Source organism: Bacillus cereus group sp. MYBK222-1 (genome assembly GCF_051916425.1).
GTDB lineage: Bacteria > Bacillota > Bacilli > Bacillales > Bacillaceae_G > Bacillus_A > Bacillus_A paranthracis.
Genome location: NZ_JBQAGP010000003.1, coordinates 297,411 through 320,612, shown reverse-complemented (window position 1 = coordinate 320,612; position 23,202 = coordinate 297,411). Strand labels below are relative to the sequence as shown.

Genomic DNA, 23,202 nt, shown 5'->3' with positions numbered 1-23,202 from the left:
GTTGAGAGGAAGAGAAAAAGCAAAGAAATTCCAAATTTTTTTAAGAATAGTGATAGGAATTTGGGGTTTATTTCCACGGAAGGTATTGTATTCCTTATTGGTGTTAAATCGAAACGTGCCAGGTTATTTAGGGTTAGGCATAAGATATACTATATTTAAGGTTTTATGTAAATCTTGTGGAGAGAATGTTGTAATTGGACCCGGGGTATATTTCTTTAAGCTAGAAAATTTAGTAGTAGGAGATAATGTTAGTTTTCACCCTTTATGTTATATTGACGCTACTGGTGGAGTAGAAATACAAAAAGATGTTTCTATTGCACATAATTGTACGATTGTTTCCTTTGAACATGATTATACATCTGGAACTATATATAGGGATAATCCAGTAATCCCTAATTCTATTAGTATAGGCTCTAATGTTTGGTTAGGAGCAGGGGTAAGGGTTTTATCAGGAACGACTATTGAAAATAATGTTGTTATTGGTGCTGGTTCGATTGTTAAAGGTAAGATTAATAAAGATTCATTATATGCTGGGGTACCAGCTAAAAAGATAAAGGGGATTTAGTTTTATTTTAGTGGGATACTAAATGATGGGCTTTTCTTTATGAAATGAATATTGGGCAATAATACACAATAGTAGAATTCTTGTCTCTTCTATATTATTGAGGAATATAGAATTGTTAATTATCATATGAAGAGGAAGGTAAATATGTACAAAATAGCAGTAGCAGGAACTGGATATGTCGGTCTAGTGGCTGGTGTATGTTTCGCAGAAGTTGGACACCAAGTAACTTGTGTCGATATTGATGCAGAAAAAGTTGAATTAATGAAGTCTGGTGTTTCACCAATCTATGAAGCGGATTTAGAGGGTTTAATGCAAAAAAATTACGCTGCTGGAAGAATTAATTATACAACAGATTATAAATCAGCATATAAAGATGCAGATGCTATCTTTATTGGAGTTGGAACTCCAGAACAAGCAGATGGTTCTGCTAATCTTTCATATATTGCAACTGTTGCAAAACAAATTGCTGAAAGTGTAGAAAAAGATTGTCTCGTTGTTGTAAAATCAACTGTTCCAATTGGAACAAATGATAAAGTTGAACAATTTATTCAAGACTTTTTAGTTAATGATGTGAAAGTAGAAGTTGCATCAAACCCAGAGTTTTTAGCTCAAGGTTCCGCTGTTCATGACACGTTATATGCAGAAAGAATTGTTATCGGTACTGAAAGTAAATGGGCGGAAGAAGTATTAATGAATCTTTATAAACCATTTCATTTACCTATCGTTTCAGTTAATAGACGATCCGCTGAAATGATTAAGTACGCTTCCAATGATTTCTTAGCTCTTAAAATTTCTTATATGAATGATATTGCAAACCTTTGTGAGCTAGTTGGTGCGGACATTCAAGATGTTGCAAAAGGCATGAGTTTTGATGAGCGTATTGGAAGTAAGTTCTTAAATGCAGGTATTGGTTTTGGTGGTTCATGCTTCCCTAAAGATACTAAAGCATTAGAGTATTTAGCGCGACAAAATGGCTATGAACTAAGAACCATAAAGGCTGCAATTGATGTGAATAAGGATCAAAAGACTTTATTATACAAAAAGGCGAGCCAAAGGTTAATTACTTTTAATGGTCTTAAAGTGGCGGTACTAGGTTTGACATTTAAACCTGGTACAGATGATTTAAGGGAAGCTGCCTCTCTTGAAAATATTCCTCTACTACTAGAGCAAGGTGCAGACATTTATGCTTTTGATCCGGTCGGTGCAAATAATTTTGCGAAAGTATATCCTGAGGGAAGAAATAAAAATGGGAATATCACATATGTTACAGACATTGAACAGGCATTAGAAGGGGCTAATGTTTGTTTTATCTTCACCGAGTGGGGAGAAGTGAAAGCACTAACTCCAGAGATGTATAAAAAGTTAATGAGAACACCACTAATTTATGATGGAAGAAATATTTATGATGTTCAAGCAATGCAAGAAGTGGGCATAGAATATCATTCCATTGGCAGAAAATCAACAAATAGAGATCGTATGAAGGAGTTGAATAACATTGAACTACAAGCCTCTAGATAATAGTAAAATATATCTTATTACTGGAGCAGCTGGTTTTGTAGGATATTTTTTATCTAAAAAACTACTAGAACAAGGGTGCCAAGTAATAGGTATTGATAATATAAATGACTATTACGATGTGAAACTTAAATATGCTCGTTTAGAGAAACTTAAGCCATATGAAACGTTTACCTTTATTAAAGGTGATATTTCTGATAAGGATATGATTACTAAGGTTTTTAAAGAGTACAAGCCAAATATTGTAGTGAATTTAGCCGCGCAAGCTGGTGTGAGATATTCAATTGAAAATCCTGATGTATATATTCAAAGCAATATTATTGGTTTTTATAATATCTTAGAAGCATGTAGACATTATCCAGTAGATCATCTTGTATATGCATCATCAAGTTCTGTTTATGGTGCTAATAAAAAAGTTCCATTTGAGGAAACAGATTTTGTAGATAATCCGGTATCACTGTATGCATCTACTAAAAAATCAAATGAGTTAATGGCACATACGTATAGTCACTTGTACAAGATTCCTGCAACTGGGTTGCGTTTCTTTACAGTATACGGACCAATGGGGCGTCCGGATATGGCTTACTTTGGTTTTACAAATAAGTATTTCAATGATGAATCCATTAAGATATTTAATAATGGTGACTTTGCAAATGATTTATATCGTGACTTTACTTATATAGATGATATTGTTGAGGGGATTCAACGTCTTTTAAGCAATCCGCCTATAGAAGATGTAAAGCATAAAGTATTTAATATCGGTAATAATAACCCTGAAAAGTTGATGGTATTTATTAAAGCATTAGAGAAAGCATTGAGTAACTCATTAGGAAGAGCAGTAGAGTTTAAAAAGGATTTTGAACCTATTAAGCCAGGTGATGTACCGGCTACTTACGCATCAACGGATTTGTTGCAGAAAGCTGTGGACTTTAAACCTGAGACATCTATCGAAAAGGGCTTACAAGAGTTTACTAATTGGTATGTAGATTACTATAAAGTAAAATAATTAAAGGCCTACGGGAATGATAATATACTAGTTATAGAATATCATTCCTAGTATAATGGACTAAATTAGTATTTGTATTATCTGGGGAAATCCGGAATAATGGAAAGAAGAGGTCTATAGCAATGAAAAAGAAAATCCTATTATGGATACTAGGGATTATAGGGGTAATAATTATAGGCGGTGGAGTATATGCCTATAATGTATATTCAAAAGTCTCAAAAACATTAGAAGAAGTTCATAAACCATTAAAGCGCGATGAAGGCAATAAACAAGAAGAAAAAATCAGTAAATCTGAACCAGTTTCAATCCTATTATTAGGAGCCGATGAACGTGGTGATGATAAAGGTCGCTCAGATTCTTTAATGCTTATTACATTAAACCCTAAAAATAATTCAATGAAAACAGTAAGTATCCCTCGTGATACATATACAGAAATTGTTGGAAAGGGAAAAAGTGATAAGATCAACCATGCCTATGCATTTGGTGGCGTTGATATGTCTGTAGCGACAGTAGAAAAATTCTTAAATGTACCGATTAACTATTATATTGAAGTGAATATGGAAGGATTTAAAGATATTGTTGATGCAGTCGGTGGAGTAGATGTAAATAATGATTTAGAGTTTACACAAAATGGTCATCATTTTGCTAAAGGCAATGTACATTTAACAGGTGACCAAGCTCTAGCATTCACACGTATGCGTAAAGAAGATCCTCGCGGAGACTTCGGACGCCAAATGCGTCAACGTCAAGTGATGCAAGCTGTTATTAAGAAAGGTGCAAGCTTCTCTTCTTTATCAAGCTACGGTGATGTGTTAACAGCGATTCAAAAGAATGTGAAGACAAACTTAACACAAGATCAAATGTTTGATATGCAAAAGAATTATAAAGATTGCTTGAAAAATAGTGAGGATATTCAAATTCCAGGTGACGGTCACAAAGCCGCTGATGGTATTTGGTACTACTATGTTCCAGATGCAGCGAAACAAGATTTAACGAATAAGTTAAGAGCGCATCTTGAAGTGACTAAGTAATATGTAATAACCCAACTCCTTTGGTAGGAGTTGGGTTTATTTTTGCGTGAATTTATATTAGTATTATATGTTGTGAGAATAATAGATGAGGTGAATCGATGAATAAGAAAGCAGTACTTGTCCTAGTTATTTTTGTATTGTTTGTCGCTTCGGTTGTGAGCGGTAAATTATATTGGAATAAGAAGATTGCGAATGCGACGGGACAGACGAGTGAAGTAACGAAAGCGAAGTCTGAAGTGAAAGATAGTGGAACGAAGAAATCAGAGAAGAAACAAGATGCGAAGTCATCTTTTAATGAAGCATATGCGAAGAATTTACCAGATGAAGTGAAAGAGAAGTTAAAGAAAGCCGCTGAAGATAAAAAGGCAGTAAATCTTGTTATTGTTGGTGATGAAGCTTCTTCATCTGAAAAAGGTGCTTGGGCAGCTAAGTTAACGGCTAACCTAGATGCTTCTTATGGTAAAGGTTTATGGAATGTGACGGTAAAGGAATATAAGGGTGAAAGTACAGACGAGTTAATTACGAATAAACGTGATAAAGAGATTGCGAAAGAAAAGCCAGATGTGATTTTATTTGAACCACCATTTATTACTGACAATGGTAAAACTGGTAATGGAAACTCTGTTGCGAGTACACAGAAGTTTGTTCAAGCACTTGCTACTAGTGCAAAGGGTGCTACGATTATGATTCAGCCACCAAACCCAGTGTATGGTGCGAAGAATTATCCGAAAGCAATTGAGGCGTTAAAGCAATTTGCGATGCAAAATAATTATACATATATTGATCATTGGGGAGCGTGGCCAGATGCAACAACAAAGGCTATCCTACCATACTTAAAAGAAGAGTTTGGTTTCCCAACTGCTAAAGGTCACGAAGTTTGGGCACAATATGTAACGGATTATTTCGTTGCTAAGTAATAAAGGTACACAAAAGGTATACGAGCAGTCGTATACCTTTTATAATAAGAGAGTGAATAAAAAATCCTAATATATAGTAGGAGGAAGACAATGAGTTCAATCCTAATCTGCGGCGGAGCTGGTTATATCGGTTCTCACGCTGTGAAAAAATTAGTAGACGAAGGTTTATCTGTAGTAGTAGTAGATAACTTACAAACGGGTCATGAGGATGCAATTACGGAAGGTGCGAAGTTTTATAATGGTGACCTTCGTGATAAAGCATTTTTAAGAGATGTGTTTACACAAGAAAATATTGAGGCTGTTATGCATTTCGCAGCTGATTCTTTAGTTGGAGTTAGTATGGAGAAGCCTCTTCAATATTATAATAATAACGTGTATGGTGCACTTTGTTTATTAGAGGTAATGGATGAGTTTAAGGTAGATAAGTTTATTTTCTCTTCTACTGCGGCAACGTATGGTGAGGTAGATGTAGACCTTATTACTGAGGAAACGATGACAAATCCAACGAATACGTATGGGGAGACGAAGTTAGCAATCGAGAAGATGCTTCATTGGTATAGCCAAGCTTCTAATTTACGTTATAAGATTTTCAGATACTTTAACGTGGCGGGTGCAACTCCAAATGGTATTATTGGGGAAGATCACCGCCCAGAGACACATTTAATTCCTCTTGTATTGCAAGTGGCGTTAGGTCAACGTGAGAAGATTATGATGTTTGGTGATGACTATAATACACCAGATGGTACTTGTATCCGTGATTATATTCATGTTGAAGATTTAGTAGCGGCTCACTTCTTAGGTCTTAAAGACTTGCAGAACGGCGGAGAGAGTGATTTCTATAACTTAGGAAATGGTAATGGTTTCAGTGTAAAAGAAATCGTTGATGCAGTTCGTGAAGTTACAAATCATGAAATTCCTGCTGAGGTAGCACCACGTCGTGCGGGAGATCCAGCACGTTTAGTTGCTTCTTCTCAGAAAGCGAAAGAGAAGTTAGGTTGGGATCCTCAGTATGTAAATGTGAAGACAATCATTGAGCATGCTTGGAATTGGCATCAGAAGAAACCTAATGGGTATGATAAGTAAGACTAATAAGTGAAGGAGAGGGTATTGTCGTTCAACATATGTTCGACAATACTCTCTCTTTTTTTATAAGATTTTTGCTATACTAAACTGTACTATAATACAGGATGGAAGGAGGAGAACAATGAAAATACTTGTAGTGGATGATGAGTCGAGTATTCGTAATTTGATTCGGATGCAGCTTGAGATGGAAGGATATGAAGTGCTTACGGCGGCTGACGGGAGAGAAGCTTTAGAGAGATGGAAGGAAGGGCCGGATGTTTTGATTTTGGATGTTATGCTTCCAGATACAGATGGGTATGAGTTGCTTCGTTTGTTCCGTGAGAAGGATCGGGATATTCCAGTACTCATGTTAACTGCGAAGAGTCAGATGAATGATAAATTGCTTGGTTTGCAGCTGGGTGCTGATGATTATGTGACGAAGCCATTTAATTATGCGGAGCTTATTCTTCGGGTTAAGAATATGGCGCGGCGCGTGAAGAAGACAGAGGTAACGGTAAGTCATGAAGTAATCGAGGCGGGAGAGATAACGATTTGTCCTAAGGAAAGAAAAGTGCATGTGAGTGGACAAGAGGTTCAGTTAACGTACAGAGAGTTTAATTTATGTCAGTTGTTTGTTTCAAATCCGCAACGTGTATTTATGAGAGATGAGTTACTTGAGAAAGTATGGGGATTTGAATATATCGGAAATACGCGAGCGGTTGATATTATGGTACAAAGACTGCGGAAGAAGTTAGGGAATAGCGGAGAATATATTAAGACAATTTATGGCGTTGGCTATAAACTAGATTGTTAAGTGGTGATGGTATGTCTTTAAAAAGAAATATGGTATTTGGAATCGTTGGACTGTTAATCCCGATTTTTGTCCTTTTGTACGCAGTTGTTTATATTACGTTAGAAAAGAATATGTATCATAACGCAGCAAATTCTTTGGAAAAGTTAAGTGTAGAAGCACAAATTTATACGATGAATTATTTAGAGAAGGAAGCAGAGGTAGAGACGCTCGGTCCGAATTCACTTTTAATTGCTTCGTATTTAGCGAAGCGCATGGATGTCCGTGTACAGATGATTGGGAAGAATGGAGATGTTGTTGCGGATACGCAAAAGGGAGCGCTTCTTCATCGGAATATTGATATTGAGAGTTCCTTGAAGGGAAAGAAATCGTATGTGTTTGAAGAGGGAGACCCAGCTCCAATTCTTTTGTTTTCAAGCCCGGTTTATTATGGAAACGATGTCATTGGTAGTGTTCGTTTTATAAATGAGTTAACGGGTGAGAAGGAAGTTTTAACAAATGTTGGTTGGACGTTTTTAATGACGTCTCTTTGTCTCGTAGCTGCAGGTATTTTCTTTGCAATTCGTTTGGCAAAGTCTCTTCATAAGCCGATTGATCAGTTAAGACAAATGGCGCACCGGCTTGCGAATGGTGATTATAAAAGTAAGATTGAGTTAAATGAATATGTGGAAATTGCGCAGCTTTCAGCGTCTTTTAATGCGATGGCTGATGGGATTGAACTACATATTAAGCAATTGAAGGAAGAGAAAGAGAAGCAGAAAGATTTCTTAGACCGTATTACGCATGAGCTAAAAACACCGCTAACGGCGATTATTGGCTATGTGGATTTAATTCCGAAGTTAAAGGCGAAGGAAGATGTACAGGAGAGCTTGCGTTATGTAGCTGTAGAAAGTGAGCGTTTATTATCACTTGTAGAGGAATTACTTAAGTCTTCAAAGTACGGGACGAGTACGTTTGAAATATCACCTACAGTTGTGAATATAAAGGAGTTAGCCGAAGAAGCAGTTTCAATCGTGAAACCTCGTCTGCAGAAGTTTGAGATTGAAGTTATCAATGAGTTAACAGATGTATATGTTGTTGCCGATTTCGATAAGACGAAACAGATTTTCTTAAACGTACTTGATAATGCGATAAAATATAGCGATGCTACGCAAATTCGTATGAATGTCATTGTAAATGAGCGTGAGGCGAAGGTGTTTGTTCATGATGATGGCATTGGTATCGATGAAGGGGTGCTGGCAGAGTGGAATGAATCGCCAGAAGGGAAGGTACTTTCTTCAAGTTACGGGAATGGGTATGGTTTGTATATTTGTCAGGAGATTATGAATAAGCAGGGCGGAAGTATGCGGATTGAGAGTAGTGAAGAGGTTGGTACTACCATATTTATTACATTCTTACTTCCGAGACGGATGGAAGACATAAAAAACTTGAAAGCGGTTAAATGATACATTTATGAAACAATTATGCGATATTTTCGAAACAACGTTTTTTTATCTTGGAGGTAGGCAGAAATGAAAAGGCTATCATTTCAAATTCTTATGTTTGTCTTTTGTATCATTGTTTCTCTTATTTTGTTTTATGTGATGGAGAAGCAAATATATAATCGGATCACAATTGTGAATGACAAACAAGCTGTTTTACAAAGAGTGAATGAATCCCTGCCTACTGAAATGAAGGTTAGGCATGAAAAGTGGGGAGAAATTGTTATAACGGATGAAGTTCGTTTGCATACGATTGTTTCATTTTTTGACCGAATTCAAATCAATCCGAGTGAAGCTAAGAATCAAGAACAAGTATTTACTGGAGAAGTAACGTACTTGAATGGTCAGAAGCGTACTTTTGCAGTAGGTGACTTGTTCCAGTACGGGGCTGATATGTACGGAAAGAATGGTACGGATCCAATGATTTCAGCATTGCAAACGTATTTGTTAAGCCTGTATTACACACCAGAACGTATTCATGATTTTTTTGCGTCAGCACAGGATGTCATAGTACGTCAAGGTGATGTAGAACGTGCGATGAATCTTACGCACATACTTGATTCGATTCGGTATGCAAAGCAAATTACAGATTACGGAGAAATTCAGAAGTTATTACAATCACAGAATGAACCGATCGCTTATGTTACCGCTTATAAAACTGGTAAGCGTATAAAGAATGAGCGTGAAGACATTCTTACTATTTCTGTGTATCCATCGTATTTTGTTGTGCAATATCTCGGTGATAATAATGGGAATGTCATGTATATGAAAAGCTCCCTCGCAAATGTATTTGTAAAGGAGAATGTGTCATGAGAAAGATAGCCTTTTTCTTCTTTTTGCTAGTAATTGGAGGAGCGATGTCTAGTTGCTCTCGAGATACGACCTCTATTAAATATAATAAAAGTGGTCTCCCTATTTTGAATGATCGTCATCTTGTTGCGTATGTAGCGGCTCGCGAGGAAGTTGGGGAAGCGTTGCTTTCATCATTTTGTAAACCACGCGGCTGTACGTATGAATTTATTCGTCTTTCGACAGAAGAGCTTCTTCGGAGGGTAGAAGAGGAAGCTGGAAATCCGAAAGCGGATATTATTATTGGCGGTACGGTAGACGCGCATCAAATGATGAAGCAAAAAAATCTATCTATTCCTGTTACGACTCAGCATGCGAACCGTATTTCAAAAACTGTTAAAGATAAAGACGGCTATTGGTACGGTTATGAAGTAGAGAAGCTGGCAATTGCGATTAATAAAGAGCGGTGGAACGAAGAATTAGCACCGCTTGGACTTCCTTATCCATCAAGGTGGCAAGATTTATTAAATCCAGTATATAAGGGAAAGATTGTTATGCCAGATCCAAATGTTTCAGGAACAGCATATACGTTTTTTCAATCACTTATTGATACTGTAGATGAAGAGGAAGCGAAAGAATATGTTAAGAGTTTTGCAGGGCAAGTTGGTGAAGTAACGGTAAATGGTTACATGCCAGTAGAGCTTGTTGCGAGTGGTGAGTATATGATAGGCATCAATTTCATGGGAGATCAGAGAATGCTTCAAAAACAAGGCTTTCCAGTTGTAAGTATCGTACCTGAGCAAACAGGGCTATCTGTTAATGCGATTTCGAAACTAAAGCGTGCACCGAATGGTATTATTGCGGATTTATTTATTGATTATTGTTTATCAGAAGAAGCGGGTCACATTTTAGAAAAGGTTTCGTTTGGCGTACCAACGATGTTTACGAAGAACGAGAAAGAAATAGAAGGACAGCCGGTTAGAAGAACGAACCAACATATATCAAATAGCGGAATAATCGAGATATGGAATAGACAACGTCTCTCTCAGAAGTGAGAAAAGGAGACGAAAGAATATGTTTAAATGGCTCAAGCCAGCACCTGCAATTGAAAGATTGCCTGCGGATATGATCGACCGTGTATATCGATTACTACGTATTCGTGTGTTAATCGGAATTTCAGTTGGATATGCTGCTTATTATTTAGTTCGTAGTAACTTTACGTTATCAAGTACGTATTTAGTACAAGAATATGGTTTTAGTACAGCTCAAATTGGTCTACTAGGTTCAGTAATGGCAATTGTTTATGGATTTAGTAAGTTCTTTATGGGGAATTTATCAGATAAAGCTTTCGCCCAGCGCTTTATCGCAGTCGGTTTATTCTTATCAGGGCTTGTAAATATTTGTTTCGGTTTTGCATCTTCATTTGGGATGATCGTTACATTACTTGTTGTGAATGGTATTGTACAAGGTATGGGTGCACCTCCTTGTAGTATCGTTATGACGAAATGGTTCTCGAAGAAAGAACGTGGTACGAAAACAGGTCTTTGGAATATTTCACATAACGTTGGTGGAATGCTTGTGCCACCACTTGTCGGAATTGGTGTAGGTATTTTTGGTGAAAACCATTGGCAAGGCGGCGTGTTTATTTTCCCAGCGATTATCGCAATGGTAATTGCAGTTCTTGTTTGGATTAATGCGAAGGATACACCGGAATCAGAAGGTCTTCCTCCAATTGATGAGTATCGTAATGACTATGAAAATCTTGAAAAAGCAGATCATGCTAACAAGATGTCACCAAAAGAAATTTTAATGAAGTATGTAGTGAAAAATAAATTTGTATGGTTCTTATGTATTGCAAATGCATTCGTTTATTTAATTCGTTTCGGCGTTATTAACTGGGTTCCACTTTATTTAACGACAGTTAAAGGTTTCTCAAAAAATGAAGCACATGCGGCGTATGCAATCTTTGAAGGTATGGCAATTCCAAGTTCATTAATCGTTGGTCTTTTAAGTGATAAATTATTTAAAGGAAAACGTATGCCATTATGTATCATTAGTATGGTCGGAGTTGTTATTGGTACGTTTGTATATTGGCAAGCAACTAGCATACTTGTTGTAAGTATTGCAGTTTCTATTATCGGTTGTTTAATTTATGTACCACAATTCTTAATCGGTTTAAGTGCGATGGAATTAGTACCGAAATTTGCAGTAGGTACGACAGTTGGTATGTGTGGTCTGTTCGGTTACGTAGGCGGAAGTCTTGTAGCAAACGCAGCAATCGGTGTTATTGTTGATCGTTCTGGCTGGGATGGTTGCTTCATCTTACTATTAACAGGTGCTATTTTATCAACGATCTTCTTGTTCATTGTTCAACGTGGACATGAAAGCAAAGCGCCTAAAGCAGCGTAATATTTTGTTTGAAAAGCTATCCAATTATTATTTTGGATAGCTTTTCTTATATTAAGATAATCTTTCCTTAAATCTATCTTAAAAGACATAATGTCATATTTCTAATCATTGGAATTTTTGTTACAATATAAATGGATGTGTAAAACTTTGTAAAAAGAATGTAATAATATGTAATTCATTTTCAGAAAGTTTTATACAATTTTATATTAAACTATTAAGTTATAAAAAGGAGAGAGAATATGGTACCAAATACGGTTCGTACTCCAAACAAGAAGAAGAAATGGATTATTATCGGGGTTATTGCACTAATTGTTATTGTAGCAGCAATTAATATTTTTGTTATGCAAGGTAAGAAGAAGGGGGCATCAACATCGGCTGATGCTGTAAGTTTCGAGAAGGTAACGGAGCGTAAGCTGAATAATACGAAGTTAATTTCTGGTCAGGTGAAACCTGGGAATATTGAAAGTTTTTATGCGGATCCGGCCAAAGGAAAAGTGAAAGATATTGAGGTAAAAGAAGGACAAGAGGTTGAGAAAGGTGCGAAGTTATTCTCTTATGATAATGAAGAGATTAATCTTCAAATGAAGCAAGCTGAGCTTGATCAGAAGATGGCAGATATGCGTTATGATCAAGGGAAGAAGAAAATTGATTCGCTGAAGAAAGAAATTAAGAAAGCGAAAGATAGCGGAGCTGGGAAAGAAGTAACAGATCCGATGGAAGAGCAAGTAAGTGAGTTAGAGATAGCACAAAAGACAACTGATCTTGAGAAAGAAAAAGGGAAGTTGCAGAAAGAAGAATTAAGTAAAAAGCAAAAAGAGCTTACGATTTATAGTAATTTTGCTGGTGTCGTTCAAAAGTTAGATAAGGATGCGGCGCAAAGTTCATCTCAAGCGTTAGGTGGTCAAGGGAAAGCCTTCTTACAAGTGGCTTCTAAAGATCCATTCCAAATTCAAGGTACGTTAACGGAGCTTCAAAAATCACAAATTCAAAAGGATCAAACATTTACTGTAACTGCGAAAGCAAATAATAAGAAGAAGTGGACAGGTAAGATTACAGAAGTAAGTGAATTCCCAACGAGTGCAGAGATGGCGCAAGCTGGCGGTATGGGTGAAGCGACTCAAAATATGTCTCAATATACATATAAAGCAAGTCTTGATAGTCAAGATGGGTTATCTCCAGGTTATCACGTTTCTCTGCAAGTAAATTTAGAGAATAAGAAGATGGTTGCTGTTCCGACTAAGAGCATCGTAGAAAAAGACGATGATGCATTTGTTTATGTTGAGGATAAAGGGAAGCTTCGCAAACAGAATGTGAAAAAAGGTTCTACTGATGGAGACTGGACAGAGATTACTGAAGGCGTAACAGTGGGGCAAAAGGTGGTTAAAAATCCTTCCGACGATGTGTATGACGGAATGGAAGTGAAAGAGAAATGATTACGTTAAATAATATTGCTAAAACGTATTATCAAGGAAAATTGGCAGTGCCGATTTTGCATGGTATTAGTTTAACAATTCAAGGCGGGGAGTTCGTTTCAATTATGGGACCGTCTGGTTCTGGTAAGTCAACGCTTATGAATATTATCGGCTGTTTAGATCGTCCAACAGAAGGCGAATATATGCTCAATGATGTGAATATCTTAACAGCAGACGAGTCAAAGCTTGCTTTAATTCGTAATGAATATATCGGTTTTGTGTTTCAGCACTTTAATTTGCTGCCGCGTCTTTCAGCAGTCGAAAATGTTGAGCTTCCGCTCGTATATGGTGGCATAAAGAAAGCAGAACGTCGCCAGCGTGCTTTAGAGGCGCTTGGTAAAGTTGGATTAGCGGACCGCGTGCATCATTTACCGAACGAATTGTCAGGTGGACAGAAGCAGCGTGTCGCAATTGCAAGAGCGATCGCGAATAATCCAACGTTCATTATGGCCGATGAGCCGACTGGTGCACTTGATACGAAGTCTGGTGAGCAAGTTATGGATATTTTCACGAAGCTTAATGCGGAAGGTACAACAATTGTTATGGTTACGCATGAAGAGGAAGTAGCAGCGTATTCTTCCCGCCGCATTGTACTGCGAGATGGGAAAATTACAGAAGATAGAAGGTGTGCGGTATGAGTTTACTAGATAGTATAAAAATTGCCCTCTCTTCTATTTTAGCTCATAAACTGCGTTCAGCTCTTACGATGCTCGGTATTATTATCGGCGTTGGTTCTATTATTACTGTCGTTGCAATCGGGCAAGGCGGGGAAGCGATGCTGAAGTCGAAAATCGCTGGTTCTGGTAATAATCTTATGCCAATTCAATTTAAAGCAGATATTAATGATGAGTTTAATATGGGCGGGCATGAAATACCGAAGTTAACGGAAGAAGATATTCTGGAAGTAAAACAAGTGAAGGATGTATCCCACGTTATTACAACAAATCAGGGGATGGAGACACTTGATGTAAATGATAAAAAAGCAAATCTGAATGTTATTGGTCTTGATAATGAATATTTTGCCGTTAATAAAGTAAAGGTCGTAAAGGGACGTACTTTAAATGAATCAGATATTTCTCATGCAAATAACGTTATGATGATTAGTACAAAAACAGAAGAAGTATTATTTAAGGACGTAAACCCAGTCGGACAAATTATTGAGATGAAGGGACAACCGATGCAAATTGTCGGTGTGTATACATCTGATAATGAGTTTATGGGATTTGAAATGGAAGAAGCGTTAATTCCGCTTACGTTATGGCCGGTTTTATATGGAACAGATGATATTCAAAATATCGCAATTCAGTCGAAAAATGTAGATGATTTAGAATCAGCAGGGAAACAAGCGGTTGATGTATTAAATAGTCGTAAGCCAAGTGAAATTCCAGGTAAATATGAATTAGTAAACTTGAAAGAATTCCAAGAAGGTGTTTCTAAAGTCACTAACATTATGACGATGATCATCGGCGGTATTGCAGGTATTTCATTAGTCGTTGGCGGTATTGGCGTTATGAACATTATGCTCGTATCTGTAACGGAGCGTACGCGCGAAATTGGGATACGTAAAGCACTTGGCGCAACGCGTAGTAAAATTTTATTACAGTTTTTAATTGAAGCAGTTATGTTAACGCTTCTAGGTGGTTTGATCGGAATTGGTCTTGGATATGGCGGAGCATATATCGTTTCCACGTTCGCAAAATGGCCACCACTCGTTTCATGGGAAGTTGTCGTTGGAGGCGTATTGTTCTCTATGACACTTGGTATTATCTTTGGATTAATTCCAGCAAACAAAGCTGCGAAATTAGATCCAATTGAAGCACTTCGTTATGAGTAAGTAATCGTGTAGTAGAACTACACACTACCGTTCTAGTGGGCGGTTCGTAGCCTCTATATGAGGAAGTGAACCGCCCGTTAGAACGGGTTATATAAATAGAAGGAGGCGTTATAATGGAAGCTAATGTGAATACGCAAAAAGCTGGCGGCGAGAAGCCATCACTGTTCGGAATGATTACTTCTCCTGGTTTACAGTTTGAGAGAATGAAGACGACTGAGAAAGTTTGGGGTATGTTCTTCATAGTGGCAATATTACAAGGGCTTGTAGGTGGTTTAAATTCGTATATTACGTATACATCACCTGAAATGATTGAAATGCAAAAGAAATTAGGAGGCGAATTTGCAAATAAGGATTCGCTTGTATCAGATGTAATTTCTGGTACGATATGGGGAATAGTAGGTGTTATGATTGCAACATTAGTTGTTGCAGCTATTTATAAAGTGTTCATGATGTTTTACGGGAATGATACTTCTTATAAAAAAATAGTAATGATTATTGTATACGCAGATATTATTGTTATTATTGGTGGACTTATTAACGGTGTTATAGCTTTAATTTTAGGTGCTGGACCAACTGCGTATACAAGTTTAGGACCACTATTCGATCAAGGTTCACTTGCATATGGAATTGGTAATACAATTGAATTGTTCTATTTATGGAATTTAGTTTTAATTTGGTTAGGATTACAAGTTACAGCCGGATTAAGTAAAGTGAAAGCAGCTATTCCAATTATTGTTTTATTCATTATTAAAGCGGGATTCTTAGCTGCGATTGTTGTATTGATTGCAAAGTTCTTACCTGGTTTGCCTGTATAATAATATGATTGAATTAAAAGGTGGCTCTTCGGAGTCACCTTTTTTATTTTTACCCCTATTTCAAATACCACTAACAGAATTTCAAATTCTACTTCATGTAATTTCAAATTTCGGTGATAGTATTTAAAATTACCCACAGTGAAATCCTTTCTTTATTTTTATATTGTGAAGGTACCGCGGAATATTAGAAAGGTATACCTTTTAGAAACGGGTACTGTGTGAAACCAGCGACTTTTAAAGAGGCAGTTGTGTTGTATGAAGGTATGATTGTGAATCAAATAAAGAAGTTAGGGATTTATCAAGATTATGAAGAGTATTATCAATGTGGGTTAATCGGTCTTTGGCATGCGTATGAAAAGTTTGATGCGGAGAAAGGGAGTTTTCCTGCATATGCAGTTGTAACGGTACGTGGTTATATATTAGAGAGGTTGAAAAAAGAATTCACAGTGCAAGAAAAGTGTGTATGTGTAGGAGAGTATGAGGATATCTTTCGTTTTGAAGATATTGAAATGAAAGTGAAGGATTTTATGAGTGTATTAGATGAGAAGGAGAAGTATATTATTTTTGAACGTTTTTTTGTAGGAAAGACGATGGGGGAAATCGCTTTAGAGACGGAGATGACCTATTATCAAGTGAGATGGGTGTATAGGCAAGCGCTTGAGAAAATGCGAAATAGCTTAAGAGGATAAATAGTATCATAAGAATGGAAGGCAAGGGATATTGCTTTCCATTCTACTTATTTTGTTAAGGTAGTAAATGTAATAAGAGGTTTTTAAATTGTAGTGAATCTTGCATGTTCATACGTGATAATACATATCCAGCTTTTAATAATTGTTGTTTTAACTTATGGGGACTGATATGTATAGTTGTAGTTGTGCCATTTGAAAAATGAATGGTAGCTTTTTTACTTTTTTTGAAAAACTCTATGTCATCTATATGGTTATAAAACAGCCATATACAGTTTGGAGAAGAAGGAGACTCTGTTGGGAAAGCACAAATATATTCTCGATGATTAATTGGAATCGGGACATTTTGTTTGAAATGAAAGTTTGTTTGAACTGCTTTCCGTCTGCCTTGATAAGTAGAGTGAACATTGGTTAAACAAGATTTTTTTATGAGCTGGAGAGCGGTTTGACAGGAGTAAAGATGGTTCCCACTACTGTCGATCACTTTTGTGTAATAAGAAGGGTGCTTGCAAGGTTCTAACATCATTGTTGAATTAGAAATAATAATAGCATTTTCGTCATTCATAAATTTAATTCCCCCTTTATAAATGATAATAATTCTCAATATAATTATATACGAATTAAGTAAATTAATTGTTAATCTTTTATTTCATATTGTAAATTTTAGCTATTCGTTTACAATCAATAGATGATAGTCTTTCTAATTTGCATCGCTTGTACATATATATGAAAATAGAAAAGAGTAGGCGGTGAGATAGTATGAAGAAAAGGTATATTATTATGGCTCTAGTTGTTGTTCTTCTAGTATATTTAGCAAATAGTAATCCGAGTAAAGGTGAATATACAGATTGGGCAGCAAAGCAGTTTATGAAACGTAATGATGTAAGTAAGAAGCTAGATGAAGTTCAAAAGGAAAATGAAGAGGGTCTCCTTGGCGATTTAGCATCGGCTGGTAAGAAGTTGGCGAAAAAATATGTTGAGCCACAAGTTGGATTATTAATCGATCATTATACGAAGCGAGATGATTATATATTCTTCTCAACATATAAGACGGAATTTGATATCGGCGGAGAACATTATAAATATGTATGCGTCGGTTTTTCAAAAATCTTTATTCCAATTGAAATGCCGAAGAAAAAAGACGAATCTGCAAAATGATGCAGATTCGTCTTTTTGTCTATAAGGTAATAGGAACTTCAGATACAGTCCTTTCTACGAGACGAGCTCCTTTTTTTCGGGTATTTTCATTAATTGATGAAAATACAGATGAGGCAAGGATCGTATCCATTACTTGATTTACGACTTGTGCATCAATAGGTGTGATCGGCTTCTCGATAGAAAAGACAACTGTTTTTCCATCTTCTTTCGCGAAAATTAATTCTAGTACTTGCATACGTTGATTCCTCCTTTTTATTTATCTTGTAATCAGTGGGGACATCCCCACTGATTACATTGCCACCTTAAAGGTTAGAAAGATCTGATGTGCTAACAAGTTGTACAGCGTGAAGTGGTGATGCTTGTAGAGAAGCTAGAGCACGAGCTACGGTTTGTACTTTCTCTAAGTTTGCGTTTGTTTTTACGCGCTTAAATTGTTTGTTCTTAAAAACTGTTTTTCCATTCTTATCTAATCCATTGTTTAAGACGAGACGTAAAGTTAAATCCATTACGATTGTTTCGACTGCCATGTTTATCACCCCCTTTCACTATATAAATAGGATGCAAATGTCATGTTTTGGCGTGAAATTTATTCTTTTTTTTGGTACTCTTAAAAGAATAAGAGAGGGGTTTCGGAAGAATGAATCGTAAATGGTTATTTTGGATTCCTGTTTTACTATGGATGGGGCTGATTTTCTATTCCTCGGCACAACCGTATAAAAAGCAGGATATGCGTTCGGATATTGAACAATATGTAAATGTGGAGTTTGTGAAAGAGCATTTTTCATGGGTATCTATCGATTACGGCGGTGGTACACCTGTTAGTATTGCAAATAAAGGTGTAGGCGGATTTATTGAGTTTTTCCTTCGTAAAGGTGCTCATTTTATGGTGTTCTTTATGCTCGGTTCATTGACGTATTACGCTTTTCATCGATCAGGTTGTTCGAGAAAAAGGTGTTTTATATACGCTCTCCTTTTCGTTGCGGGATACGCAACATTTGATGAAATTCATCAATGGTTTACGGGAGATCGTACACCGATGTGGCAAGATTCATTGCTAGATACGTGCGGCGGATTAACAGGGATTATAATAAGTAATTGGTTTTGGAATAGAAAAAGGAGCTAATCTCGAAAAGATTAGCTCCTTTTGTTTATACACCAAGTAATTCTTTTAGCTCATCTGTAGATAGTTCTGTCATCCAACTATCGCTTGTAATGACGGCATTGTTTAATGACTGTTTTCTTTCTAACATTTCATCGATTTTCTCTTCAAGTGTCCCCGTTGTAATCAGTTTATGAACGTGAACGAAACGCTTTTGACCAATACGATATGCACGATCTGTTGCTTGGTTTTCTACCGCTGGATTCCACCAACGATCGTAGTGAATGACATGGTTGGCAGCTGTTAAGTTTAACCCTGTACCACCTGCTTTTAACGATAAAATGAAGATGTCATACGTTCCGTTTTGGAACTGTTCGATCATTTTGTCACGTTCTTTCTTCGGTACACTACCGTTTAAGAAGAGGACGCGCTGACCGAAATGTTTTTCTAACACATCTTTTAGCATGTTCCCCATACCAATGTATTGCGTGAAGATTAAACAACTTTCATTTTGATCTTTTATATTTTCAATAAGTTCCATGAGCGTGCTCGTTTTCATGGAACGTTCGATGATGTCTTTCGGTTCTGTTTCTTTTAAATAAAGAGCTGGGTGATTACAAATTTGTTTAAGTTTGTTCAGCATGAGTAATATAAATCCGCGTCGTTCAATTCCGCTTAATCCTTCTACATTTTGCAATGTATCTTGAACAAGTTGTTCATATAAGGAAGCTTGTTCACCAGTTAGTGGACAGTAAGCTTTCTGTTCTTGTTTATCTGGTAAGTTTAATGCGACTGTTTGATCTTTCTTCGTACGACGCAGTAAAAACGGCGAGATAAAACGTTGAACTTGTTGGATTTTTCCTTCGTCACGGTCCTTTTCAATCGGTGAGACGAAGCGGCGCTGGAATTGTCCTAAGCTGCCAAGATATCCATGATTAATGAAGTCAAAAATAGACCAAAGCTCGGCAAGGCGGTTTTCCATCGGTGTTCCAGTTAATGCGATTTTGTGATTTGCTTGTAAGTTTCGCACTGCTTTAGACTGTTTCGTATGTGGGTTTTTAATATTTTGTGCTTCATCCAAAATAACAGCATCCCAGCATAACGTACTAAGTTCTTCCTCATCAAGCTGAGCTAATGCATAAGACGTTAATACAACATCTGCTGATTGAAGGAAATCTTTAAAGGATTCCCCTTTAGCTCGGTTACTTCCATAATGTAACTGAACACGTAAATTCGGTGCGAAACGCTCAAATTCTTTTTGCCAATTTCCAAGAACAGATGTCGGAGCCACGATTAAAGCAGGACCTGTTTGGAGATTGTTTTCTTTTATATATAGTAAGTAAGTGATCGTTTGAATACTCTTTCCAAGCCCCATGTCGTCAGCTAACAATGCGCCGAATCCAAGCTTTCTTAAATATAATAACCACTCAATGCCATGTTGTTGATACGGGCGGAGTGTAGCGTTTAGTGAAGAAGGGACATCTACTTTCGGAATATCTCCAATGTGCAATAGTTTTTGGAATAGCTCTTCATAATATCCATCTAGTTCAATTTCAATATCGTTAAATGGACTATCCTCTTCTACAATTTCTGTTTCAGCGGTGTTTGATAAATGTTGCTGAAGGACATCTTTCATTTCAAGTCCATACTTATCAGCACGATTCATGAGCTTTCGTACTTCTTCAATAAAGGCTGGATCTAGTCGCATCCATTGACCATTTATATTGAATAACCGTTTGTTTTGTTCAACGAGTTCAAAAAATTCGCTTTCTGATAAATCAATGCCGTTCGTTGAAATGCGCCAGTCAAAATTAACGAGTGTATTCATGCCGAAGAAAGATTGCGTTTGCGTAGCATTTTGCTTCAGTTGCACACGTAATTTTGGTTTTGTCGCTTTTAAATTTTGCCACCACGATGGTAATAAGATTGTAATACCTGCGGCGAGTAATTCGTTACTTGCTTCTGTTAAGAAGTTCCACGCTTCTGTTTCAAAGAGTTCACTTCGGAATGTATCCCCTTCTTTTAACCACGGTACGAGCTTACTGAAGCTTTCTTGTGTTTCAAGAATACGTTCTTCATAATCGTGCCATCGTTTTGGTAAAGAATCGATACTTTCATATACATATATGCGATGTGCCCCGCGCTTTGGTGTAACAATTGTTTCAAGCTTCCACATTTCAAATTCTTCTTGCGGCTCTTGTAGTCGTAGTCCGATTGTAAAGGGAAGGTCATCTTCAATGTAACCAATTTTTCGAAGCCAATCTTCTTCATGTAGTGCTGCGTCTAATTGTCTTTTCGTAAAATCGTAATGTTCATAAAGTCTCTTTGCATCTTCCCATCCGTCATTTGAACGGTTATCTTGTAATATGCTTTCATTTACTGCAGCCGAGAAAAGAGATGCCAATGTTTCATCTTCGATTGGAGTATGTTGAACTTTCCAAGATGGTTGTTTAGGCCAACGCTCCATATCAGGTACGAAGCTACCGCTTGTGAAGGCATCCCACAATTCGTTCGCATCTTCCGTAAGTGCTGTAATAGGGCCGTTCATTTGAATACGGGCAAAGGAGTTCATCGGTTTATTCGCGATGTATTCAAATGCTTGTGCGTTTGTTAGCATAACACCTTGTCTTCCTTCAAAGCTTGCTTCTTTTAGAAACGTGCCGTAGAAGGAAGTGGAGTGCCATGTAAATGCATTTCGTTTCCAACTTGTTACGGATAATGGAGTACCGCTATCATCTTCTCCCCAAAGGAACCAACCGTGACTAACGTGCTGGAGCCTAATTGTTACTTCAGTTTGATTGATCATCGATTAATTTTCCTTTCCGTAATTCCTCTTGTAGTGCACGCAGACGTGAATGTAAGTTTGCGATGTGAATAATGAAAGCATCCCATTCATCGGTACGCTTTAATCGTTTATATAATGTACGTAATTTCTTTAAGTAACGAACTGCACGTCTATATGATTTGCGATTTCGCTCTTCAATAGCTTCGGTAGCAGCAAGGTGATAAAGAGGAAGGGCTGCTTCTGGTGCTTCCTTCTCAATATCTTTCAGCGGTTCTTTCAAAAGTTCAATTGCTTCAAAACCGTGTAAGAGCTGAAGTTCTGCCCATGTGCGATACTGCTTTTTCGCCAGTACGTATTGTTCATAGTTTGCGAAACTATATGGTAATAGCTCTTGCAAAATCATTTCGAGTCCTGCTTGTTCATTTGTATGGGTTGCATATGTTTCATACATGATGACGAATAAGCGAACGATATCTTTTATGAAAATTGTATTTTCGTGCTCATGTATCGTTTTCTTCACTTGTTTATACGTAAAGGAAAGCCAGTTTTTCGCACGATCCCATTTCATTGCATTTAATAATTCCTCTAACCAATAGAAGTACAGACTTACAACAGAAGCAGGTTGTTTCTTTAGTAAGTCCATCGCTAATCGATCTTCGTCATTTAAAAAGAGTAGATGAGAAGATGCTAATGCTTTGGAAAGTGGATTCATTTTCGTATCGATTCGTTTTTCTTCTTCTTGTAGTTGCTCGTTATTGTGTAACAGTTCACTCCATATGTGACGATAAATAAAGAACCTCTCTTGCGTATAGGCATCGGTGGAGAAAAATACTTCGTGAACGAGACGAGCTGTTTCTTGCAGAATTGATTTAGACTCTGAAGGAATCGATTCTGATTGTAAGTCCCGAACGATGGATTCCACTTTATCTACAAATAGGCGAACGACGTTAACAGGCTGATGATAAGAATACGTTTTATTTGCTTCAAAGTCCTGAATTTCTTCTAATAATTTTTGAAAGCAATAAAGCGCTGCATGTAGCCTGAACAATTCATGTATTACAACGATACGCGGGGCTTTCCGCTCGAGTTTCGTATAGAAGTCCGTAAAAATACTCATAAGAAAATACATTTGTTTATAAGTAAGCCGAGCTTGTTCTTTTTTAAATGATTCATATTCGTTATCAAAATAGGATTGCCAACTTTTATAATCCGTTTCTTCAAAAGCTGATGATTGCAATACTTGTCTTGCAGTTCGAATAGGAGGAAGGGAAGGTTTCGTATTATTTTTGAATAAAGTTAATACATCTCCTACTTGCCCGAAACTAGATGCTGCCGATAGTAACACAGCGAGCATATGCTCACATTGCGTTGGTGCGAAGCAATCGCAATAGCTTTCAGCTACGTTACGAATCAGGATATGGACGCTATATACGCTGCCTTCAGCATCTACAGTTCCTGATAGCGTATAGCCATCAAAGTCAACGTTGTAGACAACACCACTACGATATAGGTGCCGAGCTGTAGCGACATGTTCCTGATCAGCTGTTTGCTGTGGATCTAGTCCTTGAACGAACTCATTCGCAATCATCATAATTTCATCTTTCGTAATTGAGTGTTGCAGCATAATATTCCTCCGTACACATATTTCTTTCCTTTACCATTATAAACAAAAAATGCCCAAAACAGAAAAAATGAAATTTGGATTACACAACTTGAAAATCATGGTAATATATATAATGTTTATAGGGAGAAAGAAGGCCCGAATTG

The 23,202-nt window shown here is 37.0% G+C and carries 23 protein-coding genes; 18 read left to right on the top strand and 5 right to left on the bottom strand.

Translation table 11 applies throughout. The features are described from left to right. Window position 1: 1 nt before the first annotated feature. The 16 genes from ACTFR9_RS17580 (at window position 2) to ACTFR9_RS17505 (ending at window position 16,396) form a co-directional block, all read left to right on the top strand. On the top strand, window positions 2-565 hold the full coding sequence (locus tag ACTFR9_RS17580; RefSeq protein ID WP_229136615.1) for an acyltransferase: 564 nt from the start codon (window positions 2-4) through the stop codon (window positions 563-565). 144 nt (window positions 566-709) lie between these two features. Beyond that, window positions 710-2,083: a UDP-glucose dehydrogenase family protein gene (locus ACTFR9_RS17575; protein WP_229136616.1), complete on the top strand. Its 1,374-nt coding sequence runs from the start codon at window positions 710-712 to the stop codon at window positions 2,081-2,083. Continuing rightward, the gene (locus ACTFR9_RS17570) at window positions 2,061-3,086 is read left to right on the top strand and encodes a GDP-mannose 4,6-dehydratase (RefSeq protein ID WP_229136617.1); all 1,026 of its coding nucleotides are present in this window, start codon (window positions 2,061-2,063) and stop codon (window positions 3,084-3,086) included. Before ACTFR9_RS17575 ends, ACTFR9_RS17570 begins: the two co-directional genes overlap by 23 nt. Window positions 3,087-3,208: 122 nt before the next feature. Beyond that, on the top strand, window positions 3,209-4,117 hold the full coding sequence (tagU, locus tag ACTFR9_RS17565) for a polyisoprenyl-teichoic acid--peptidoglycan teichoic acid transferase TagU (RefSeq protein WP_229136618.1): 909 nt from the start codon (window positions 3,209-3,211) through the stop codon (window positions 4,115-4,117). 98 nt (window positions 4,118-4,215) lie between these two features. Continuing rightward, window positions 4,216-5,034: an SGNH/GDSL hydrolase family protein gene (locus ACTFR9_RS17560; protein ID WP_001034180.1), complete on the top strand. Its 819-nt coding sequence runs from the start codon at window positions 4,216-4,218 to the stop codon at window positions 5,032-5,034. A gap of 90 nt (window positions 5,035-5,124) precedes the next feature. Further along, a complete protein-coding gene (gene galE, locus ACTFR9_RS17555; protein ID WP_000095013.1) occupies window positions 5,125-6,117 on the top strand; it encodes a UDP-glucose 4-epimerase GalE in 993 nt (330 codons plus the stop codon). Between the two features lie 121 nt (window positions 6,118-6,238). After that, window positions 6,239-6,910: a response regulator transcription factor gene (locus tag ACTFR9_RS17550; RefSeq protein ID WP_229136619.1), complete on the top strand. Its 672-nt coding sequence runs from the start codon at window positions 6,239-6,241 to the stop codon at window positions 6,908-6,910. 11 nt (window positions 6,911-6,921) lie between these two features. Then, entirely contained in the window at window positions 6,922-8,352 is a 1,431-nt protein-coding gene (locus ACTFR9_RS17545; protein WP_000054049.1) for a HAMP domain-containing sensor histidine kinase, read from the top strand. 66 nt (window positions 8,353-8,418) lie between these two features. Beyond that, window positions 8,419-9,201: a DUF3919 family protein gene (locus tag ACTFR9_RS17540; protein WP_076856033.1), complete on the top strand. Its 783-nt coding sequence runs from the start codon at window positions 8,419-8,421 to the stop codon at window positions 9,199-9,201. Further along, window positions 9,198-10,232, top strand: coding sequence for an ABC transporter substrate-binding protein (locus ACTFR9_RS17535; protein ID WP_098486929.1), 1,035 nt, complete (start codon window positions 9,198-9,200; stop codon window positions 10,230-10,232). The genes ACTFR9_RS17540 and ACTFR9_RS17535 overlap by 4 nt, the downstream gene beginning before the upstream one ends. Window positions 10,233-10,251: 19 nt before the next feature. Further along, window positions 10,252-11,586, top strand: coding sequence for an MFS transporter (locus ACTFR9_RS17530; RefSeq protein WP_000477605.1), 1,335 nt, complete (start codon window positions 10,252-10,254; stop codon window positions 11,584-11,586). Between the two features lie 239 nt (window positions 11,587-11,825). Continuing rightward, complete coding sequence (locus ACTFR9_RS17525) at window positions 11,826-13,019, top strand: efflux RND transporter periplasmic adaptor subunit (protein WP_000249028.1); 1,194 nt, start codon at window positions 11,826-11,828, stop codon at window positions 13,017-13,019. Further along, window positions 13,016-13,696, top strand: a complete 681-nt coding sequence (locus tag ACTFR9_RS17520; protein ID WP_000631616.1) for an ABC transporter ATP-binding protein — start codon at window positions 13,016-13,018, stop codon at window positions 13,694-13,696. Before ACTFR9_RS17525 ends, ACTFR9_RS17520 begins: the two co-directional genes overlap by 4 nt. Then, window positions 13,693-14,892: an ABC transporter permease gene (locus ACTFR9_RS17515; RefSeq protein ID WP_229136620.1), complete on the top strand. Its 1,200-nt coding sequence runs from the start codon at window positions 13,693-13,695 to the stop codon at window positions 14,890-14,892. Before ACTFR9_RS17520 ends, ACTFR9_RS17515 begins: the two co-directional genes overlap by 4 nt. A gap of 113 nt (window positions 14,893-15,005) precedes the next feature. Then, window positions 15,006-15,707: a Yip1 family protein gene (locus tag ACTFR9_RS17510; protein WP_000387982.1), complete on the top strand. Its 702-nt coding sequence runs from the start codon at window positions 15,006-15,008 to the stop codon at window positions 15,705-15,707. Between the two features lie 218 nt (window positions 15,708-15,925). Continuing rightward, on the top strand, window positions 15,926-16,396 hold the full coding sequence (locus ACTFR9_RS17505; RefSeq protein ID WP_061185478.1) for a sigma-70 family RNA polymerase sigma factor: 471 nt from the start codon (window positions 15,926-15,928) through the stop codon (window positions 16,394-16,396). A 55-nt stretch (window positions 16,397-16,451) separates the two neighbouring features. Here the strand turns inward: ACTFR9_RS17505 and ACTFR9_RS17500 are convergent, their stop codons facing one another. Continuing rightward, window positions 16,452-16,958, bottom strand: coding sequence for a competence protein ComK (locus tag ACTFR9_RS17500; RefSeq protein WP_000997432.1), 507 nt, complete (start codon window positions 16,956-16,958; stop codon window positions 16,452-16,454). Window positions 16,959-17,152: 194 nt separating this feature from the next. On the opposite strand from ACTFR9_RS17500, the gene ACTFR9_RS17495 reads away from it, so the two are divergent. Then, window positions 17,153-17,551 (top strand): DUF4359 domain-containing protein, encoded by a 399-nt coding sequence (locus ACTFR9_RS17495; RefSeq protein ID WP_000747726.1) that lies wholly within the window; start codon window positions 17,153-17,155, stop codon window positions 17,549-17,551. A gap of 19 nt (window positions 17,552-17,570) precedes the next feature. On the opposite strand, the gene ACTFR9_RS17490 is transcribed toward ACTFR9_RS17495, so the two are convergent. Then, window positions 17,571-17,786, bottom strand: a complete 216-nt coding sequence (locus ACTFR9_RS17490) for a DUF2922 domain-containing protein (protein ID WP_001197597.1) — start codon at window positions 17,784-17,786, stop codon at window positions 17,571-17,573. Between the two features lie 67 nt (window positions 17,787-17,853). Next, entirely contained in the window at window positions 17,854-18,078 is a 225-nt protein-coding gene (locus ACTFR9_RS17485) for a DUF1659 domain-containing protein (RefSeq protein ID WP_000257701.1), read from the bottom strand. 110 nt (window positions 18,079-18,188) lie between these two features. Here ACTFR9_RS17485 and ACTFR9_RS17480 point away from each other — a divergent pair, with 110 nt between their 5' ends. Beyond that, a complete protein-coding gene (locus ACTFR9_RS17480) occupies window positions 18,189-18,674 on the top strand; it encodes a VanZ family protein (protein ID WP_001080713.1) in 486 nt (161 codons plus the stop codon). 25 nt (window positions 18,675-18,699) lie between these two features. Here the strand turns inward: ACTFR9_RS17480 and ACTFR9_RS17475 are convergent, their stop codons facing one another. Continuing rightward, window positions 18,700-21,456: a DEAD/DEAH box helicase gene (locus ACTFR9_RS17475; protein ID WP_000610070.1), complete on the bottom strand. Its 2,757-nt coding sequence runs from the start codon at window positions 21,454-21,456 to the stop codon at window positions 18,700-18,702. Further along, window positions 21,440-23,059 carry an SWIM zinc finger family protein gene (locus tag ACTFR9_RS17470; RefSeq protein WP_229136621.1) on the bottom strand — a complete coding sequence of 540 codons (1,620 nt, stop codon included), beginning with the start codon at window positions 23,057-23,059 and terminating at the stop codon, window positions 21,440-21,442. Before ACTFR9_RS17470 ends, ACTFR9_RS17475 begins: the two co-directional genes overlap by 17 nt. Window positions 23,060-23,202: the final 143 nt, after the last annotated feature.

Coding starts and splice junctions, on each gene's coding strand:
- ACTFR9_RS17485 (WP_000257701.1), bottom strand. CDS start 18,078: ATGGCAGTCGAAACAATCGTAATGGATTTAACTTTACGTCTCGTCTTA.
- ACTFR9_RS17480 (WP_001080713.1), top strand. CDS start 18,189: ATGAATCGTAAATGGTTATTTTGGATTCCTGTTTTACTATGGATGGGG.
- ACTFR9_RS17540 (WP_076856033.1), top strand. CDS start 8,419: ATGAAAAGGCTATCATTTCAAATTCTTATGTTTGTCTTTTGTATCATT.
- ACTFR9_RS17520 (WP_000631616.1), top strand. CDS start 13,016: ATGATTACGTTAAATAATATTGCTAAAACGTATTATCAAGGAAAATTG.
- ACTFR9_RS17470 (WP_229136621.1), bottom strand. CDS start 23,059: ATGCTGCAACACTCAATTACGAAAGATGAAATTATGATGATTGCGAAT.
- ACTFR9_RS17550 (WP_229136619.1), top strand. CDS start 6,239: ATGAAAATACTTGTAGTGGATGATGAGTCGAGTATTCGTAATTTGATT.
- ACTFR9_RS17510 (WP_000387982.1), top strand. CDS start 15,006: ATGGAAGCTAATGTGAATACGCAAAAAGCTGGCGGCGAGAAGCCATCA.
- galE (WP_000095013.1), top strand. CDS start 5,125: ATGAGTTCAATCCTAATCTGCGGCGGAGCTGGTTATATCGGTTCTCAC.
- ACTFR9_RS17515 (WP_229136620.1), top strand. CDS start 13,693: ATGAGTTTACTAGATAGTATAAAAATTGCCCTCTCTTCTATTTTAGCT.
- ACTFR9_RS17575 (WP_229136616.1), top strand. CDS start 710: ATGTACAAAATAGCAGTAGCAGGAACTGGATATGTCGGTCTAGTGGCT.
- ACTFR9_RS17500 (WP_000997432.1), bottom strand. CDS start 16,958: ATGAATGACGAAAATGCTATTATTATTTCTAATTCAACAATGATGTTA.
- ACTFR9_RS17560 (WP_001034180.1), top strand. CDS start 4,216: ATGAATAAGAAAGCAGTACTTGTCCTAGTTATTTTTGTATTGTTTGTC.
- ACTFR9_RS17525 (WP_000249028.1), top strand. CDS start 11,826: ATGGTACCAAATACGGTTCGTACTCCAAACAAGAAGAAGAAATGGATT.
- ACTFR9_RS17475 (WP_000610070.1), bottom strand. CDS start 21,456: ATGATCAATCAAACTGAAGTAACAATTAGGCTCCAGCACGTTAGTCAC.
- ACTFR9_RS17495 (WP_000747726.1), top strand. CDS start 17,153: ATGAAGAAAAGGTATATTATTATGGCTCTAGTTGTTGTTCTTCTAGTA.
- ACTFR9_RS17535 (WP_098486929.1), top strand. CDS start 9,198: ATGAGAAAGATAGCCTTTTTCTTCTTTTTGCTAGTAATTGGAGGAGCG.
- ACTFR9_RS17490 (WP_001197597.1), bottom strand. CDS start 17,786: ATGCAAGTACTAGAATTAATTTTCGCGAAAGAAGATGGAAAAACAGTT.
- tagU (WP_229136618.1), top strand. CDS start 3,209: ATGAAAAAGAAAATCCTATTATGGATACTAGGGATTATAGGGGTAATA.
- ACTFR9_RS17545 (WP_000054049.1), top strand. CDS start 6,922: ATGTCTTTAAAAAGAAATATGGTATTTGGAATCGTTGGACTGTTAATC.
- ACTFR9_RS17530 (WP_000477605.1), top strand. CDS start 10,252: ATGTTTAAATGGCTCAAGCCAGCACCTGCAATTGAAAGATTGCCTGCG.